The following is a 16,157-nucleotide window of genomic DNA, read 5'->3' as shown; positions in this document are numbered from 1 at the left end:
GGTCAGTTTCCCCTGTCAGAATCGGCGGGCGCGTGGACCTCCGCCGAGATGGCAATGCAGACGGTGCAATCGTCGCCGCTGCCGCCCGCCGAAATCTCCGCCAGCCAGTCGGGCAGCGCCGCCATCAGCGCGTCCCAGTCCCGTTCCGCGCGCACGCGCATCGCGGCGATGGCGGCGACGAAGCTGGCGTCGTCGCGGAACGACTTGGAAACGCCGTCGCTTGCCGCAAACAGGAAGTCGGGCAGCGCCTCCCCGCTTTGCCGCCACCGTGCCGCGACGCGAAACCGCTCGACGGCATCGGGCAGGCACAGCGAATAGGTCTCTTCGCCGCGCAAACCGGCGTCGGGGCGCAGCGGCCGTTCCAGCCGACCGTCGGCATAGCCGAGCAGCAAATCGCCATCGCCAATGTGCAACGTGAAGATCATGGCATGGCTGGCGGCGAAGGCGGCGAGCGTGGCGCCATATGGCGAGAGCGGCGTCGGCTGGGGCATCAATGCCTCGGCCTCGTCATAGGGATTGGCCGCAAGGTGCGCCGACACGTCTTGACGCCAGAGTGCCAATATTTCCTCGGCGATGGCGCTGTCGCTATCGTCGATCCACCGGTCGTCGAGATGGTGGAGAAGCAGGCTTACCGCGCAGCGCACGGCGATCTCCGACCCTATTTCCGAGCGGAAGTGCGCCGCGGCGCCATGCCCATCCGAAACGGCGCCGACCAGACGCGTGCCGTCCGGACTTTGACCCCAGGAAACCGCGTCCTGGTTGGGCTTGCCCGTGCGAATATGCGCGCTGCCCCGCGCGGAGGCGCCGCCGATGATCCAGCGGCTCATGCGGCCGCATCCATCAGCTGGCAGGCGACGATCTCGCCCGACACCGTTCCAAACGCGATGCGGGTGCCGGCAAGAATGCGGACGGCCTGGCCGGGCTCGACATCGCGGCGCGCCCCATCGGCCATGACCGCAGACCAAGCAAATGCGGTGAGGTTGCGCAGCCCGAACAGGCCTGGCCGGCTGGGATGGGCCTCAACCCGCCCGTCGGGCGTGCGTGCCGCGGTGCGCCGGCTGGCAAGGATGACGGTGCGGCCCTCATCGAGCAGCACGGTGCGGCTGCCGATCCGCAACGCCGGCGGCCAGACGATCGCCGCGCCGCACAGACAGCATCGCGCAGGCGCGCAGGCGCTGCTCTCGACGAGATGCTCGAAGCCGCATCCTGCGCATGCCAAGGCGGTATCCTCTACCGCTGCGAGCGGGGCGCGCCATTCGGTTTCCAGCGCGCGCGCGGCAGGATCGCGCAGGCCTTCGCCAAAGGCGCGGATGAACAAGCCGCGAAGCTGCGGCGGCAGCCCCTGCCAGCGCGCGACAAGCGGATCGTGATAACCGGCGACCGGACCGTTATCTGTGTCGTTCGGATCGAATAGGAACAGCGGATCGGTGCCGTACAGCCGCAGTTCGGCGTCGGCATTCATCAGCCGAATGGCATGTTCGCGGCGGCCATCCAGCGGATGCCAGCCAAGCATTGTGTAAAAGAACAGCACCGACATCGAGAAGAGGTCGGTGCGGCTGTTGGGCAGGGTCTCGCGCCGCACGACTTCGGGCGCCATGAACTTGCGCGTGCCATAGATGCTGGCATCGGCACCGTCGATGTTCACATTGTCATTATCGCAGATCAGCACCGATGCCGTCGGCGCATCTATGAAGATGTTGCCAAAATTGATGTCCTGGTAGCAAAAGCCAGCGGCGTGGAGTTCGAGGAAGCTGTCCGCGAGCTGCAGGCAGATATGCGCGCGCTGGGCCAGGGTCAGGTCCAGGCGGTTGGGCGGCGGCGCGATGAGATCGCGGATGCTGCGATACTGATCGCCACGCAACGGCATCAGATAGCCGAACGAGGGGCTCCCGGCGATATCGACCATGTCGATTGGCCATAGGAAGGAAGCATTGGGTGCACCGCGCCGGACGGCGCTTTCCAGCCGCCCGCGCAGCCCGCGGTCGATCTCGATATAATGCGCGTGGTACCATTTGAGTGCGAGCGGGAGGCCCTCGAGCGTGACATGATAAACCTCGCCCTGGCCGCCGGCGCCGAGGCGATGATTGACTACGCCGCTACGGCCATTTGCCGTGACGAGCCGCTGCCCGGGCGAGAGCGCCCCCGCCGTGCCGGTCATCGGTCCCGCCTCATGTCGCTACTGTGCCCCCTGCCCATCCTGGCCCTCCACAGGCTCAAGCGGCGCAAAGGCGCAGAACGGTTCAGCATCCGGCCGGAATATCGGACGCGGCACCTCATTTTTTTGACTTCGCCGCGACGGCCGCCCTAGCGGCGGCAAGATTGTTGGGATCGCAATTCTTGCAGTCGCGGATATATTCGATGAAGCGGCGATGCTCGATCTCGTCTTGCGCCTGATCACGATACCAGCGTTCGACGCTATCGTCGGCAAGTGTGTCGACGTCGCCGATAAAGTCGCCATTGCGGTCCCAGTAGCGCGGATCGCGCGTGTAGCGGGGATCCTCGAGAATATAGCGCGGCACCGGCCGCCCCTGGCGATCGTAGCCGCTGCGGCGTACCGCCTGGTCCCGGCTGCCGCCCGCCTGGCCGCAAGCCGAAATTAGCAACGTGACCAGCACGATGGCGCATCCAAAACGCCTGCCAACCTTGGGCATCCGCCGTCCCCCTCGTGCTTCTCAAAGGCATTTGCGGATAGATCCGGCAAAACGGATCATGCGGCGGGGATGGCTCAGTCCTTTTCCACCACGCGCGTCACGATTGCGCCGAACAACAGGCTCATCGCCCAACCGAACAGAACGATCAGCCATTCGATCGTCTTGCTGAGCATCCCGCCCTCTAGCGGGCGCACGGTGCCGCTAGCATCGGCATAGGTCACCGCTGGCGCCCAGAATGCGAACTGGCGGAAGTCCACGACCGGAAGCACGAGGTCGGCGGTGAACAGCCAGCCGTCGAAATGCGGATATTCGCTGGGCAGACCGGGACAGCGCGCCCAATAATTGTCTGGCGTCACTTCGTTGCGCACGCCGCAGCTTCCGGGGCCGCGCGCAGCCGTCGCGCGCTTTGCGCCGTCGAGATTGGCGACGATGATTGTCGGCTCCGAGGGGGCCATGATCCCGGATCGGCCGGCGGCGCTGAAATAGAGTCCCCCCACTAGCCAGACCATGACGATCCACATGCCGATCCGCTCCGGGCGATGCCCGTATCCGGCAAACAGGCCATAAGCGCCGTGAATCAGTCTTGCCCAGAAATTGCCCGCTGCAGTCGACGCTTGCGCAACGCCACGTCGGATCGCGAGTACGGCGTCAGCCTTGTGCCAAAGGGGGTCGAATAGGGCTGGCGGCAGGCGATTGCCGATCCGGCCGGCGCGCCGCATCGCCCGCTGCTTGGCTATCGCGACCACCGTCGCTTCGCGGGCATGACCCATCTCGCGCAGCACACGGATCAACTGTTCCCACGGTTGCGGACGAAACGTCCGGCCAACATCGTCTGGAACCTGGCTCTCCAGCCAGGCGATGCGGGCCTCCGCGCTCATCACCGGGCTGCTAATCCGCTGATACCGGAGCCCGTCGAGCGCGATCTGCCCTACGGGCCAGCTGACGAGATCGTCAGCTAGCGTCGCGATTTGCGCATCAGTGAGCACCACGCGTCCCTGGATGACCGTATCGCGCAGGATGAGCGCCTGGCCGATGGCCGCATTCTCGGCATGGATGGCATTGCCATCGCCATTCTCGAGCCGCGCTTCCTGAAATGCCAGATGCCCGCCGATACGCGCGCCCGGAATGCGAAACTCGCCGATGACGTGCGCGCCGGCGCCTAGCAGGATATTACCTTCCACTTGGATGCCGTCGGCGGCGAATGCGACGCCCTGCTGCGTGAAGCGACCGCCCGACAGGACCAGATCACCACCCACCTGCGCGCCAATCAGCCGCATCTGCCCTCCCGCTGTGAAGCTGTCGCAAAGCAATATCTGCCCCGCGACCGCGCTGTAGCTCGCATCGAAGGCAAGACTCTCCGCACCGACAAAGCATGCCCCCCTGCAATCCAGATCACCGCCGATCCGTGCACCGACCAGCGACAAGGGCGAGTCGACGACAAAGCCCCGGTTCAGCGTAAGTCCCCCGGCAATCTCGGCGCGATCGACGCGCAAGCTGGCGCAGCGGCTCCCGGAGAGGTTGAGCGACCGCAACCGCGCATCGAATCCATGCAGCGCCTCGTCGAGCATGCAGTCGAGCAAGCTTAGTCGCAGTGCGACGTCGCAGGCGGAGAGCCTCAGCCCTCCGCTGATCCAGCTGCCTTGGAGCTGCACGCCGGCCTCGTGAACCGGGTGCAGCGAGTCGCCTCCCAGCGCCAAGAAGCGGATCAGCGCCGCGCGGACGACGCATTCGGGCGTGGCCTGAATGGGTCGTTGTCCGCCCAACCGGCACCAATCGCCCTTTGTGCAAGCATCGACCAATTGTACCTCGGCAGCGGAAAGCGCGCCGAAGTCCGCGAGCCAGCGTCCCCGGGCACGCTCCGCCGGGCGCGGAGGTTGAGGCGTCTTTGATCCAGCCACGATATCAATTCCCCCTTCGAAGGGACAAGCGGATTGCAGCGGCATAAAGGGTCAGGCGGTGCGGGCGGGGCCCTCAACCGCGTTGCGTCTGAGCAAGCTTTCACATATTCCTGTTTTTGCAAGCGAAGTGGGGGCTGGCGATGACCGGGGACGAAGGCACCGCCATGTTATTGGCGCGCTGGCAGGGTGGTGAAACCACGGCCCGCGATCGGCTGATCACTCGACTCTATCCCGAGCTTGCCCAGATTGCTGCGGCCCGGCTGCGTGGCGAACGCAACTCGTCGCTATCGACGGGCGATCTGATCAACGACGCCGTGCTGCGGCTGATGCGAAGCGAAGCGCTGGGGCCGGTGGATCGCGCGCATTTCATCGCTTTGGCGTCGCGGATGATGCGCAACATCCTGGTCGATCATGCCCGCGCCAAACATGCCGCGCGCCGCGAGCACGTCCGTGTCGAACTTTGCACCCGCGTAGAAGGAGAGCAGCGCTTTGACCTGAATTCGCTCGATTCCGCGCTGATCCGGTTGGGCGCGATCGACGCGCAATTGGTGGAGATCGTGGAGATGCGCTATTTCGGGGGTATGACGATCGAGGACATCGCCACGGTGTCCGCATTGTCCGAAGCGACGGTCAAACGACGCTGGCACACCGCCCGCGCCTGGCTGCTCGACGTGCTGGCCAACCCGATCGATGGATGAGCTCTATGTCGAGCGCGCGGCGATCGCGCTGTTCGAAGAGATGCTCGCAGTAGATCCAGACGCGCGCGAGAGCTGGATCGAAAAGCGCAGCGAAGGCAGGCCAGCGCTGCGCGCACGGCTTATTGCGATGCGCGACGCCGATCGCGTCGCTTCGCTGCGCACCGGTGGCGCCTCGGAAAGCCTCGAGCAGGAAGCCGATCCGGAGCGGATCGGCGCTTATCGTATCGTCGAGCGGATCGGCCGTGGCGGCATGGGATCGGTCTATCGCGGCGAGCGCGAAACCGGGGACTTCGCGCATGTCGCGGCGATCAAGGTAATCAAGCCGGGGCTGATGTCGGAGGCGCTGGTCGAGCGCTTTCAGCGCGAACGCCAGACCTTGGCGCAGCTGACTCACCCCAATATCGCGCAGCTTTATGACGGTGGCGCTACCGATGCCGGATCGCCGTATATCGTGATGGAATATGTCGACGGACTGCCGCTGCTGCAGTTCGCCGAAGAGCGAAATCTTTCGCGAAAGGCGCGGCTGGCGCTGTTCCTCGACATCTGTTCGGCGGTGGCCTTCGCCCACCGCAACCTTGTGGTCCACCGCGACCTAACGCCCTCGAACGTGCTCGTCACGAAAAGCGGCACCGTGAAGCTGATCGACTTCGGTATCGCCAAGCCGGCCGATGACCAGGAGGCTCCGGTCGACGCCGTGTCGATCGGCAGCCTGAGTCTCACGCCAGGCTTCGCCGCCCCGGAGCGGATGACCAGCGCCCGCGTTTCCACGGCTGCGGACATCTATTCGCTCGGAATGGTGCTCCAACGGCTGGTGTCACCCAAGCCAAACGACGTCGAGCTGCGTGCTATCATCGGCCGCGCGACTGCGCTGGATCCGTCGAAGCGTTACCTGACCGTCGACGCGCTGCGCGCCGATATCGACGCGTGGCAATCGAAACATCCGGTAGCGGCAATGCGGGCCGGCGGCGGGTATCGGCTGGCGAAATATGTCGCGCGGCATCGCCCGACGGCGATCGCGGTCTCGCTAATCCTGCTCGCGCTGATCTCCGCGCTTACGGTGGCGCTCATCGCCAATGCCCGGACGGAGCGTGCGCTGGCGGAGGCCGAACGACGGTTCCAGCAGACTCGCGGCATCGCCAAGGCAATGCTGTTCGATGCCTATGACGAAGTCAGCAAGGCGCCCGGTTCGACGGCGGCGCGCGTGATGCTGGCGCGGCAGGGACTGACCTATCTCGATGCACTGGCGGCGGACCCCGATGCCCCGCTCGACGTGAAGCTGGAGGCCGGGCGCGGGTTCAAGCGGCTGGCGACGGTGATCGGGGGGGGGCAAGGAAGCCAGCTCGGCAAACTCGCCGATGCCGAGACCCTACTGGATCGTGCCGAAAAGATCCTCGCCCCGATTGCGGCGCACTCCAGCGGCAATCGCGACGTGGTCATTGCCTATGCCGACTTGTTGCTCGAACGCTCGGGCACCAATCTCTACAACAATAATGCGCCCGAAAAAGCACGAGCCCTGGCGATTGAGGCGCAGCGCCTCGCCAAATCCTTCGCGACGCAGACTCCCGAGACCGCGCGAATCTATGCCACGGCGATCCAGGCCGAAGGCGACTCACATGGCTGGTCCGACGACTATGCCGGTGCGCTGCCAATCTATCAAAAAGGTGCGGCGTTTCTGAATGGCTTGCCACCGCGGATCGCTAACACGGCAGATGTCTTGTCCCCCCGCTCGGCGATCCTTCGGTTGCTCGGCGAAGCGCATCACAAGCTCAAGCATGCAGAGGAAGCACGCCGGGCGCTGGACGCCGCCGTCGCGATCAACCAGCGGCTGGTCGCCTCCGCGCCAGAGGATCCGCGATTGCTTCGCAAGCTGGCCATCTCGGAATGGTATCGCGCGGTGGTCCACCGCACGAACAAGCGTGACGAAGCGGCACGGCAATCGGTGGCGTCCGCGGCACAACATGCCGCAATCTTGGCGGGACGCGACCCGCGCGATGCCGGCTCGTTGAGCCTTTATGCCGCAATCATAGACCTGCAATCGCAGATCCTCGCCGATCACAAGAGCTTCGCGGATAGCTATGCCAAGGGCGACCAGGTCCTCGCGATCCACGAGAGGCTGATCGCGCTTGGCGGCAATGCGGTCGGCCCGCGCAGGGCAAGGGCGACCGCGCTGATGACGACAGGCGCCAACCATTATAACGGCCGCGACTATGCCGGCGCGTGCAAGCTCTGGCGAATGGCCAAGGCGAGCTATCTTGAAATGGAACGAAGCGGGCAATTGACCGGATCAGACCGCGCCGGCTGGGGCAAGAATGCAATGAGCTTCACGCGCGACAGCTGCGACGGGGGTGCGCCGCGCGCGGGGGTGGGCCCCGAAGTCTGAACTGCTTTGCAGATTATTGGAGGCAGGCGTGACCGCAGCCGTTTTCGTATCCCTTGGCCTTATGTGGTCACTATTCTCGGGGCAGACGGGTGCCGGAGAGGCGGTAGCGTTAGACCGCATCTCCGGGTGCGGTATCCCGCGTAAGACGATCGCGGTCAAAAGGAACGAGGGCGGCCTAATCGAGCTCGCCGTCGCGAGGGCGCCGCCGCCGCGCGACGACCAACAGCCCACGGCGCCGGACATCGATTGCGCGGTAACCGCAGCCATCGAAAGCGAGCTTTCAATCGAGTTCGCCGATAATTACGTCAACGAGCATTTTCAACACGCATATGAAGTGGCACACCGCGCCCGCACAAAGAGAGTGGCAACGGCCTGGCTTGTTGCGCGCGGCATGTTCGCGAATCTGCCAATCTTCGATGCGGATACGGATAGTCTCGCCGGCTACGGCCGTAAAATCGAAACATTTTGTGCGATTCCCCCGGGAACCATCGTGCATCAATATGATGTGATGGTTCTGGCCTTCAAAAGGCGATCGGCCGAATCGGGGGTGACCGATACGCAGATGGAATGTCTGTCTCAATCGTTCGGCGCCTCCAATCTGAACAGCGACTACAACGACTTCTTTTTCGGGATCGTCGTGGACCAGTATGGCGTTCTGGCGGAGGGCAAGCGTTGATACCTGGAGCTTGAGCGCTCTATAGACGACCGCTTTCAAGACCGCTGAGAGTTGGCGATTTGTGCAGGGGCCCATCTAGATCAAGCGGGGCATCATTATGGTCAGATTCCGTTCGCAGAGTACTTCAATACCGACGCCGAGATAACGAATCGCATTAAGCAGACACCAAGCAGGTGCTCCTTGTGCCGTAACGTAAAGCCTTCCACGAACTTTCGGAAGGAGCAGCGAATCACCATCTTTAGAGTTTGAGCCGCGTCAAATCACCATGGCGCGGATCGTCCGCTTACGAGGCTCCGCGATCGGGACGGGAACGGCAACAAATGGGGCAAAGCCGCCGGTCGGCTCACGAACCACTAGCGGACGCTGTACAGGCGTGTCAGTTTGCGCGAATGCAGTTCTTATGCCCCGCGACTTCCGCAATTCGCCTGCCTGCCTTGCCCGCTGTAAGCGAGCACCTTTCGCTGGGCGTTATCTTTGCCATATCAGCTTTGATGTCGGCGGGCGCACCAACTGCTGCTGAAGCCAACGGGCAAACGCAACACACGACCTGCCCGGGTGGACGTACTGGAGAGGCCTGTCTTACGGCATTCGAGGTCGACCTGGACGGTGATCACAAGCCTGACCGGGTAGGCTTGGGCTTCGAACCAAGGCTCCGACTATATCACGTTGAAGTATACACCCATTCCGGTCGAAAGTTCCGGCCGTTTAGCGGTAGTTTGAATCACAAGCGAGATAAGGTTACGCTCACATCGCGCTCAGGTGAAGGAGATCTACGATGCCGCGCATGGACGAATGGAAAAGAGTGCGGATATGCCCGGATGTCACATGACGTTCCACCAAGCGTGCTTTATCTTTCAGACAGCAAGCACGGCGACTTTGTCCTCTACATCCCTCAAGCATATGGAAAAAGCTACAATGCGACCGGCGTGTTTTCGGTCATGCCTGCGCTTGGCAATATTTCTGCCGAGGCGCCTCCGATAACGCAGTAGGTCACCGCACGTGCGATTGAGCGGCAGAAAGAAGAAGCTGCGACGCGAATTCAGCAAACGGCAGCTAACCACCCACTTTCTTTCATTACGGCACTAGATCCGCCCGCCCCGGAGGCTGTTGGTCCGCTACCGACCCACTTGCAGACGTTCATTTAGGTGCCGTCGTCCCGCCCTTGCTCATTCTTCTGCGCCACTCATCATATTCAAGCAGGTCGTAATTCGGCGTGCCCCGCCAATTGAAGGCGTTGGTAGCCGAAGCGATCAGCCATCGGTTGCCCACCTTGCTCAGCGTTATCGTTAGATAGCCTGATTGGGCTCGGTCGGCGATCGCGGGCTTCGTCCAGAGTCCGTCCCATACGCTGTAGGTAACGGCAGTAACCGGGTTGAGGAATTTGACCGTCAGGTTCTTGTAGGAAACGTTATTCTTCTTGGGATCGACCATCCCAAAGAACAACGCGTTACCATCGATGATCTCTTGCCGACCATTCATCTTCATGCCATCCACAGTGATGAAGACGGCTTCGGGCGTGAACAGGGCCCCGTAGGCGTCCGCCTGACGGGCACCGAACGTGCGATATTGCTCGGCTACTACGGTTTCAACGGCAGCACGGTCAGCGGCGGTTTGAGAATGGCTAGGCGCGCTGAGACTGCCCGCACAAAGCGAAAGTGGCGCGATGTATTTCAGATGTCGCATAGGACGCTCCAATCACGTTCTGCCTCCGCTGGCGTTCCATCATGCCTCATCTGAAAAAGATCGCAACCGCGAAAGCTGGATGCGCTATTTCGGATGTCTTCTTTCCACCCATAGGCCTTACGGGGCCTATCTACACGCATCAAAAGCTGCCCGGCCGTAAACGACTCAATTGCTGCCGTTCGTCCAAGGTCACGGTGTGCCTGAAAGCGGCCGCTGGAAGGATCATATAAACCGGCATCCGCATCTACTAGACGCAGGTCGGTGAAGGCTTCCAGTAAACAAATCAACTCAGTGCTCATTTCAGTTCGTTTGATTATACACGACCGTAAAGCTAATTGGTGTAGAGAGTAGCGAACTGACAATGGTCGTTTCTGCCACGAGTTGCTGGCCATCTCTGCGATACAATATGGTCCGCTCGCTGTCGGCCGCACGGAACGTTAGCGAAACAGCTTCACCGTCCGCTTTTGCCGACACGTCAAAAACAAGGCTTTCCACGAGCTTCCATTTGATCGGCTCTTGGGCTATCCAAACGACAATCAGTGGATGGGCATCGTACTTGATCGAGAATCGACCTTCTGAACTCGAGATTCTCATTCTATCTGTAGCCGTGGACTTGCGCAGCCTTATGCGAGCGAGAGGGCGGGTTGCGTTGGAAAGGCCGGCAGTAGCGCTCTCGATCGCTTGGAAGTAGTCGTCGCTCCGTTCCCGGTCCACGACATAGTTGCCTGAAACCACACCTTGCGCCGGGCTCGCTGAGCCTGAGGTAGAGATCAAGATGGCAGCTCCGATCGCCGCCGACAAAGTTGAATGGCGCTTCACGCTTTCCTCTAATCTCGCCGCTCATCGTGACGGGTGTAGTGACGATCCGCCTCAGCGCATAGAGGGGCTAAGGCTTGCACTAACGAGGGAGTCGGCGGCATCAATGAGGCGGCTCATGATGCATGAACCATTAGGATACGGCAGTAGGCGATCTAATCGGATTGGCAGCGGCAAACCGAAGGCCAAAAGAGTTTGCTGTCTCGCTGCCTACGACGTGATGCCGCCTTTGATATGGCAGCTTTCATAAGAGAGACGCCCTAAAGCGGCCCATCCCTTATTCACCCGTCATGGTCATCGCCGCAGCCTAACGGACGGCGGCATTTGAGATCTCCCGTCCGATTGCGAATGGCCGGGATTCGGGCGCCTTGCAGACCGGCAACTCGTGGCGAAACCAGTTCGGCAGCCCTTGGGCCGTCTGCAGACCGGCAGCTATCGGCGTCAGATCGCGGAAAGCAGACATTGGCTCAGCTCGGCGGTCGAATCCAAATGCGGTCATTCCGAGGGCTCGCGAGCTTCCCAGCTTCGGACATTCGTTCTCCTCAGGCCGGTGGCCTCTTTCGAGCACTTTGTTGCTAAACCGCACGGGTAGCGTGGTTAGCCGCCGTTCGCCTGCCGGCCGAAGAACGCCACTACAGCTATCAAGGCGAGCTTAAAATGGGACTAGGTGATCTCCAACCGTCACCGGGGCAGCGAAGCCGATTGTAACCCTCCACCGCGTTCGGCATGTTCGGTCCGCATTGCAACGCAGCTGGAGAGTCACATATGAAAGTAAGTTTGCCGATAGCCCTTGCCCTTCTTACTATCGCTTCGCCTGCGCAATCTCAGGACAGCGACTTCAACCTCACTTACCACGTTGAGCGAACGCCATCAGCGCGGCTGAGTCTGGCGACCTGCGGAAACGCGGTGGCCCATATGGCGCGTCAATCCAAGCTTAGCGTTGATATGCAAAGTTTCCCAGGCCAGCTCGTGATCGTGAAGGGTGGCCGCGCAGGGGCTGGCGCATTCGTTGTACAATGCATCGCTGTGGGCAACACGACAGTAAGTGTTGTGCAGGGGATCGACTACAAAGCGCAGAAGGGGGCGCTAGGGCAATTCGCGGACCGTGCCTTTGCTGCAGTGAAGGCGGCTATCAAATAGGCAGGAACGGGGGCGCTCTAACCTGCCTGCGAGTACGGCGGCCGCTTTTAGAACGACGATCTTGGCTTTCCGAATAGGAGGCTGGGCGATGCGCCTGCCTGCGTCGCCGGTGACACTGCTTGGGAAAACAGCCCTCACTCCGGTTGGCTTGGCAAGTGTGGTTCTATGGTGTTAGCCGCGACCGAGGGCGGCTAGAGGATCGGCTATGTCTTTCTCGACTCGAAATAATGCGCACGTTCGTGGTGCGGGGAATCGGGCGATTGTCTTTGCGCACGGGTTTGGCTGCGACCAGAATATGTGGCGCTACGTGGCCCCTGCGTTCGAAGCCGACTTCCAGACAATACTTTTCGATCATATTGGCGCCGGGGGCTCCGATCTCGATGCGTACGACCCGGTGAAATACGCCTCGCTTGACGGGTATGCGGACGACGTCGTCGGGCTCTGTCGCGAGCTGGGGGTCAAGTCCGGCGTCTATGTCGGTCACTCCGTGAGCGCGATGATCGGCGTGCTGGCTTCGAAGAAGGCGCCAGAGCTTTTTGAAAAGCTGGTCCTTATCGGTCCCTCCCCCTGCTACATCGATGATGGTGAGGGGTACGTCGGTGGCTTCAGCGAGGCTCAGATCAACGAGCTCCTCGAGTTCCTCGACAGCAATCACATGGGCTGGTCGCAGGCAATGGCACCGGTGATCATGGCCAACGGCGACCGGCCCGAACTGGGTGAGGAGTTGACCAACAGCTTCTGTCGTACCGATCCGGAAATCGCCAAGGCTTTCGCACGCGCTACCTTCCTGTCGGATAATCGCGACGATCTCGCTGACGTGCCTGCCAGGGCGCTCGTGCTGCAGTGTTCCGATGACGTGATCGCGCCTCAGTACGTTGGCGAGTTCGTGCATCGTAACCTGCCCGGCAGCGAATTTGTGTTGTTGAAGGCAACAGGCCACTGCCCCAACCTTAGTGCGCCTGAAGAAACCATCGCGGCGATCCGCGCCTTTGTCTGACCAACTCCGTCCCATTGCCGACGCCCACGGTACGGCTGACGATCTCGAAGACCTGTTTGAGAATGCGCCGTGCGGTTACATCTCGGCGCAACCGGACAGCCGGATTGGGAGGGTCAACAGCACGCTTGCGAAGTGGCTCGGACACAAGCCCGAAGAACTTGTGGGGCGTCGGGTCCCGGACTTGTTCAATATTGCGGGCAAGATCTACTACGAGACCCATTTCGCACCGCTGCTGCGAATGCAGGGCGCCTTCCACGAAGTAGCTTTGGATCTGGTTCGCGCGGATGGTGGCTTGCTTCCCGTCTTGCTCAACGCAGTCGAGCGTCGGGACCCCGATGGAGCCGTTCGCTTTATCCGGATAACCGTCTTCAATGCCAGCGACAGGCGGCGTTACGAGCGTGATTTGCTCGAAGCGCGTCGAACGGCCGAGCAAGCCAGCACAGACCTCCGCGAGCTGAACGCCGACCTAGAGGCGCGGGTAGGTGAAGCAGTTGCAGAGCGGATGAAAGCGGAGGAGGCGCTGCGTCAGGCCCAGAAGATGGAGGCCATCGGCCAGCTGACTGGCGGAGTGGCCCACGACTTCAATAACCTGCTCACCGTCATCTTGGGCGGTTTGGACACGATACGCCGTCAGGTTTCAACGCTGCCGGTGTCCCCCGCGACCGAACGCATCGAGCGCTCGGTACGAATGGCCTCGCACGGCGCCGAGCGAGCGACTACACTTACCGCCCGGTTACTTGCTTTTGCGCGGCGCCAGCCGCTTGACCCCAAGCCGCTCGATGCCAGTCGCCTGGTGACAAACCTCGCGGACCTGCTTCAGCGGACCTTGGGAGAAACCATCGCGCTGGAGACGGTCACCGGAGGTGGCCTTTGGCGCACCCAGGCGGATCCGGGCGAGCTGGAAAACGCTCTCGTGAATCTGGCGGTGAATGCGCGAGACGCGATGCCCGCCGGGGGCCGTCTTACCATCGAGACGGGCAATGCGCACCTCGATGAAGACTATGTCGCGCAGGTGCCCGAGCCCGTCGTGGCCGGTCAGTACGTGCTCATTGCCGTGAGCGACACCGGCACCGGCATGTCCGCCGAGACCTTGGCGAAGGTGTTCGAGCCGTTTTTCACGACGAAAGAAGTCGGCAAAGGCACAGGTCTGGGCCTGAGCCAAGTATACGGCTTTGTGCGGCAATCCAACGGGCACATTCGCATCTACAGCGAGGTCGGTGAAGGAACGACGATCAAAATTTATCTCCCACGCCTTATTTCTGAAGGAGCCGTGGCCGAAGCAGATGAACCCTCAGTCGCCGCACCCACGCACGGCGGCGTAGAGACCATCCTTGTCGTTGAAGACCACGATGATCTTCGAACCTTCAGCACCGGCATTCTGCGCGAACTTGGATACGAGGTTCTCGAGGCCGCCAACGGGCATAGCGCACTCAAGGTGCTGCAAGCCGCGCACGACGTCGATCTGCTATTCACCGACGTGGTGCTGCCAGAGGGGATGGACGGCCGCCGGCTGGCCGACGAGGCCAGACGGCGACGCCCAGGCATCAAGGTACTCTTCACGACCGGCTATACGCGCAACGCCATCGTCCATAACGGACGATTGGACCTCGGCGTGAACCTGATCAGCAAGCCCTTTAGCTTCGAGCGGCTGGCATCAAAGGTGCGCGAGGTTCTAGATAGCTAGACAACAGCCGTGAAACGCGCGCATTCCGGCAGCTCTCGCCTATCTTTGAATGGCGAACGGCCTGATCGCGGAATGTCGCATGCTGGGCCGAGAGCTGCCGATCGCGTCCGATCCACCGCGAGCGTCTGCTATCTCCGGTTCCGGCCCAATATCCGGCTGGCCACTACCGGCACAGGAGGTCCGGTGTTTCGTCCCGCAGTCGGAGATAACAATAGAATTTGAGTTGAAGCTCGCCCGCTTCGTTCTCGAACAGCTCGTCGATGATCGCGCCTTCGCGCGGGCCCCTCGCCTGGAAGAAGGTAATCTTTCGCTGCGGCTCGAGCACGATTATCTCGCGCAAATCGTTGCCTGCGATCGTGGCATCGCGAACGAGGTGCGTCGCTTTCCTCCGTGACGTCGCAGCTGGTACAGAGGCCGGGCGGGAGAAACAACCGCGCGTCGCGGGCCTTGCGCTCGAGGCCCTTCCAGACCTGCGCGCGGGTGAGGCTGGTTGCGCCTTGCGGGTTCACGGGGACGGTGGCGGTCGAATAGATCATGGCAGGTGTCCTTGTCTGCGTGATGGGACGCCGGTCAGCGGGCGATCTGCGCCACATGGTCGCGGTAGGAGCGCAGGGGGCGGCCCAGCAGCGCGGTCAGCCGCTCGGCATCGCCCGCATCCGGAAGCATGCCGTCGCTCAGAAACCGCTCCGCCATCAGACGCATGTCGTATGCCATCCAGCTCGGCATGAATGCCCCCAGGTTCTGCTCGAATCCCCGGGTGTCATCGCCCGGATAGACGATCGTTCGGCCGAGCACTTCGCTCCAGATTGCAGCGGCATCAGCGCCGGTAAGCGTATCCGGACCGACCAGGTTGATGCGGGTGAGTGGCAGCGGCATGGCCGACTTCTCACGGCGGATGAGCTCGATCGCGGCAATCTCGCCGACATCGCGAGCGTCGATCATCGCGAGACCCTTGTCGCCGATCGGCATGGGGTAGATCCCGTAGCCAGTGACCACGTCCTTGATGGTGATCTCATTGTCCATGAAATAGGCGGGACGCAGGATCGTGGCATTCATGCTCATCTGCTCGATCATCCGCTCCACGCCGAACTTGCCCGCGAAATGGGGGACATTCACGTAGATATCGCTGTCGATCACCGACAGATAGACGATCCGCTCGATCCCGGCTTCGCGAGCGAGGTTGAGGGCGATCAGCGCTTGGCTAAATTCGTCCGCCACGACGCCGTTCAGCAGGAATAGCGTAGTCGCGCCCGACATCGCGCGGCGCAGCGAGCCCACGTCGAGCAGGTCGCCCTGGACGACTTCGACGCCGTCCGGGAAGCTGGCCTTGGAAGGATCGCGGACAAGCGCGCGTACCTTAGCGCCGCGGTCGACGAGTTGCTTGACGACGTTGCCGCCGACATTGCCGGTCGCGCCGGTGACGAGGATGGTCATTGGGTTACTCCTGAGGTTGGGCCGTTTGGCTATCCTCAAAATAGCGATCCACATCCACGCCGTTAGTCGCTAGATTTGTACAGACAGTCTTACTGGTGGA

The 16,157-nt window shown here is 62.0% G+C and carries 15 protein-coding genes and 1 pseudogene; 7 read left to right on the top strand and 9 right to left on the bottom strand.

Translation table 11 applies throughout. The features are described from left to right. Positions 1-2: 2 nt before the first annotated feature. The 4 genes from OKW87_RS08470 to OKW87_RS08455 form a co-directional block, all read right to left on the bottom strand. Positions 3-827 carry a PP2C family serine/threonine-protein phosphatase gene (locus tag OKW87_RS08470; protein ID WP_265543884.1) on the bottom strand — a complete coding sequence of 275 codons (825 nt, stop codon included), beginning with the start codon at positions 825-827 and terminating at the stop codon, positions 3-5. Continuing rightward, complete coding sequence (locus OKW87_RS08465; RefSeq protein WP_265543883.1) at positions 824-2,158, bottom strand: serine/threonine protein kinase; 1,335 nt, start codon at positions 2,156-2,158, stop codon at positions 824-826. Before OKW87_RS08465 ends, OKW87_RS08470 begins: the two co-directional genes overlap by 4 nt. A gap of 115 nt (positions 2,159-2,273) precedes the next feature. Continuing rightward, positions 2,274-2,615: a hypothetical protein gene (locus OKW87_RS08460; protein WP_265543881.1), complete on the bottom strand. Its 342-nt coding sequence runs from the start codon at positions 2,613-2,615 to the stop codon at positions 2,274-2,276. Positions 2,616-2,725: 110 nt separating this feature from the next. Continuing rightward, positions 2,726-4,549: a hypothetical protein gene (locus OKW87_RS08455; protein ID WP_265543879.1), complete on the bottom strand. Its 1,824-nt coding sequence runs from the start codon at positions 4,547-4,549 to the stop codon at positions 2,726-2,728. A 140-nt stretch (positions 4,550-4,689) separates the two neighbouring features. On the opposite strand from OKW87_RS08455, the gene OKW87_RS08450 reads away from it, so the two are divergent. The 3 genes from OKW87_RS08450 to OKW87_RS08440 are packed head-to-tail and all read left to right on the top strand — an operon-like array spanning position 4,690 to position 8,303. Beyond that, complete coding sequence (locus OKW87_RS08450) at positions 4,690-5,247, top strand: ECF-type sigma factor (RefSeq protein WP_265543877.1); 558 nt, start codon at positions 4,690-4,692, stop codon at positions 5,245-5,247. Next, positions 5,240-7,627, top strand: a complete 2,388-nt coding sequence (locus tag OKW87_RS08445) for a serine/threonine-protein kinase (RefSeq protein ID WP_265543876.1) — start codon at positions 5,240-5,242, stop codon at positions 7,625-7,627. The genes OKW87_RS08450 and OKW87_RS08445 overlap by 8 nt, the downstream gene beginning before the upstream one ends. Before the next feature lie 28 nt (positions 7,628-7,655). Further along, entirely contained in the window at positions 7,656-8,303 is a 648-nt protein-coding gene (locus tag OKW87_RS08440; RefSeq protein ID WP_265543874.1) for a hypothetical protein, read from the top strand. Between the two features lie 1,137 nt (positions 8,304-9,440). On the opposite strand, the gene OKW87_RS08435 is transcribed toward OKW87_RS08440, so the two are convergent. From OKW87_RS08435 to OKW87_RS08425, 3 genes are read right to left on the bottom strand one after another with little or no spacing between them, the layout of a single operon-like run. After that, positions 9,441-9,986: a YybH family protein gene (locus OKW87_RS08435; RefSeq protein WP_265543872.1), complete on the bottom strand. Its 546-nt coding sequence runs from the start codon at positions 9,984-9,986 to the stop codon at positions 9,441-9,443. After that, the gene (locus OKW87_RS08430; RefSeq protein WP_265543870.1) at positions 9,974-10,285 is read right to left on the bottom strand and encodes a hypothetical protein; all 312 of its coding nucleotides are present in this window, start codon (positions 10,283-10,285) and stop codon (positions 9,974-9,976) included. Before OKW87_RS08430 ends, OKW87_RS08435 begins: the two co-directional genes overlap by 13 nt. Position 10,286: 1 nt before the next feature. Next, positions 10,287-10,805: a hypothetical protein gene (locus OKW87_RS08425; protein ID WP_265543868.1), complete on the bottom strand. Its 519-nt coding sequence runs from the start codon at positions 10,803-10,805 to the stop codon at positions 10,287-10,289. Between the two features lie 762 nt (positions 10,806-11,567). On the opposite strand from OKW87_RS08425, the gene OKW87_RS08420 reads away from it, so the two are divergent. The 4 genes from OKW87_RS08420 (at position 11,568) to OKW87_RS08405 (ending at position 15,017) form a co-directional block, all read left to right on the top strand. After that, positions 11,568-11,942: a DUF6180 family protein gene (locus OKW87_RS08420; protein ID WP_265543866.1), complete on the top strand. Its 375-nt coding sequence runs from the start codon at positions 11,568-11,570 to the stop codon at positions 11,940-11,942. Between the two features lie 205 nt (positions 11,943-12,147). After that, on the top strand, positions 12,148-12,939 hold the full coding sequence (locus tag OKW87_RS08415; RefSeq protein WP_265543864.1) for an alpha/beta fold hydrolase: 792 nt from the start codon (positions 12,148-12,150) through the stop codon (positions 12,937-12,939). After that, entirely contained in the window at positions 12,932-14,623 is a 1,692-nt protein-coding gene (locus tag OKW87_RS08410) for a PAS domain-containing hybrid sensor histidine kinase/response regulator (RefSeq protein WP_265543863.1), read from the top strand. Before OKW87_RS08415 ends, OKW87_RS08410 begins: the two co-directional genes overlap by 8 nt. A 223-nt stretch (positions 14,624-14,846) precedes the next feature. Beyond that, the gene (locus tag OKW87_RS08405) at positions 14,847-15,017 is read left to right on the top strand and encodes a hypothetical protein (protein ID WP_265544189.1); all 171 of its coding nucleotides are present in this window, start codon (positions 14,847-14,849) and stop codon (positions 15,015-15,017) included. A gap of 25 nt (positions 15,018-15,042) precedes the next feature. Here the strand turns inward: OKW87_RS08405 and OKW87_RS08400 are convergent. Both OKW87_RS08400 and OKW87_RS08395 read right to left on the bottom strand, forming a co-directional pair. Continuing rightward, positions 15,043-15,159: pseudogene (locus tag OKW87_RS08400) on the bottom strand (AtaL-like protein); the annotation flags it as partial. Positions 15,160-15,193: 34 nt separating this feature from the next. Beyond that, positions 15,194-16,057, bottom strand: coding sequence for an NmrA/HSCARG family protein (locus OKW87_RS08395; RefSeq protein WP_265543861.1), 864 nt, complete (start codon positions 16,055-16,057; stop codon positions 15,194-15,196). Positions 16,058-16,157: the final 100 nt, after the last annotated feature.

This window comes from Sphingomonas sp. M1-B02 (assembly GCF_026167525.1).
Lineage (GTDB): Bacteria > Pseudomonadota > Alphaproteobacteria > Sphingomonadales > Sphingomonadaceae > Sphingomonas.
Note: the sequence above shows the minus strand (reverse complement) of the source record. Positions and strands in the feature narration are given on the sequence as shown.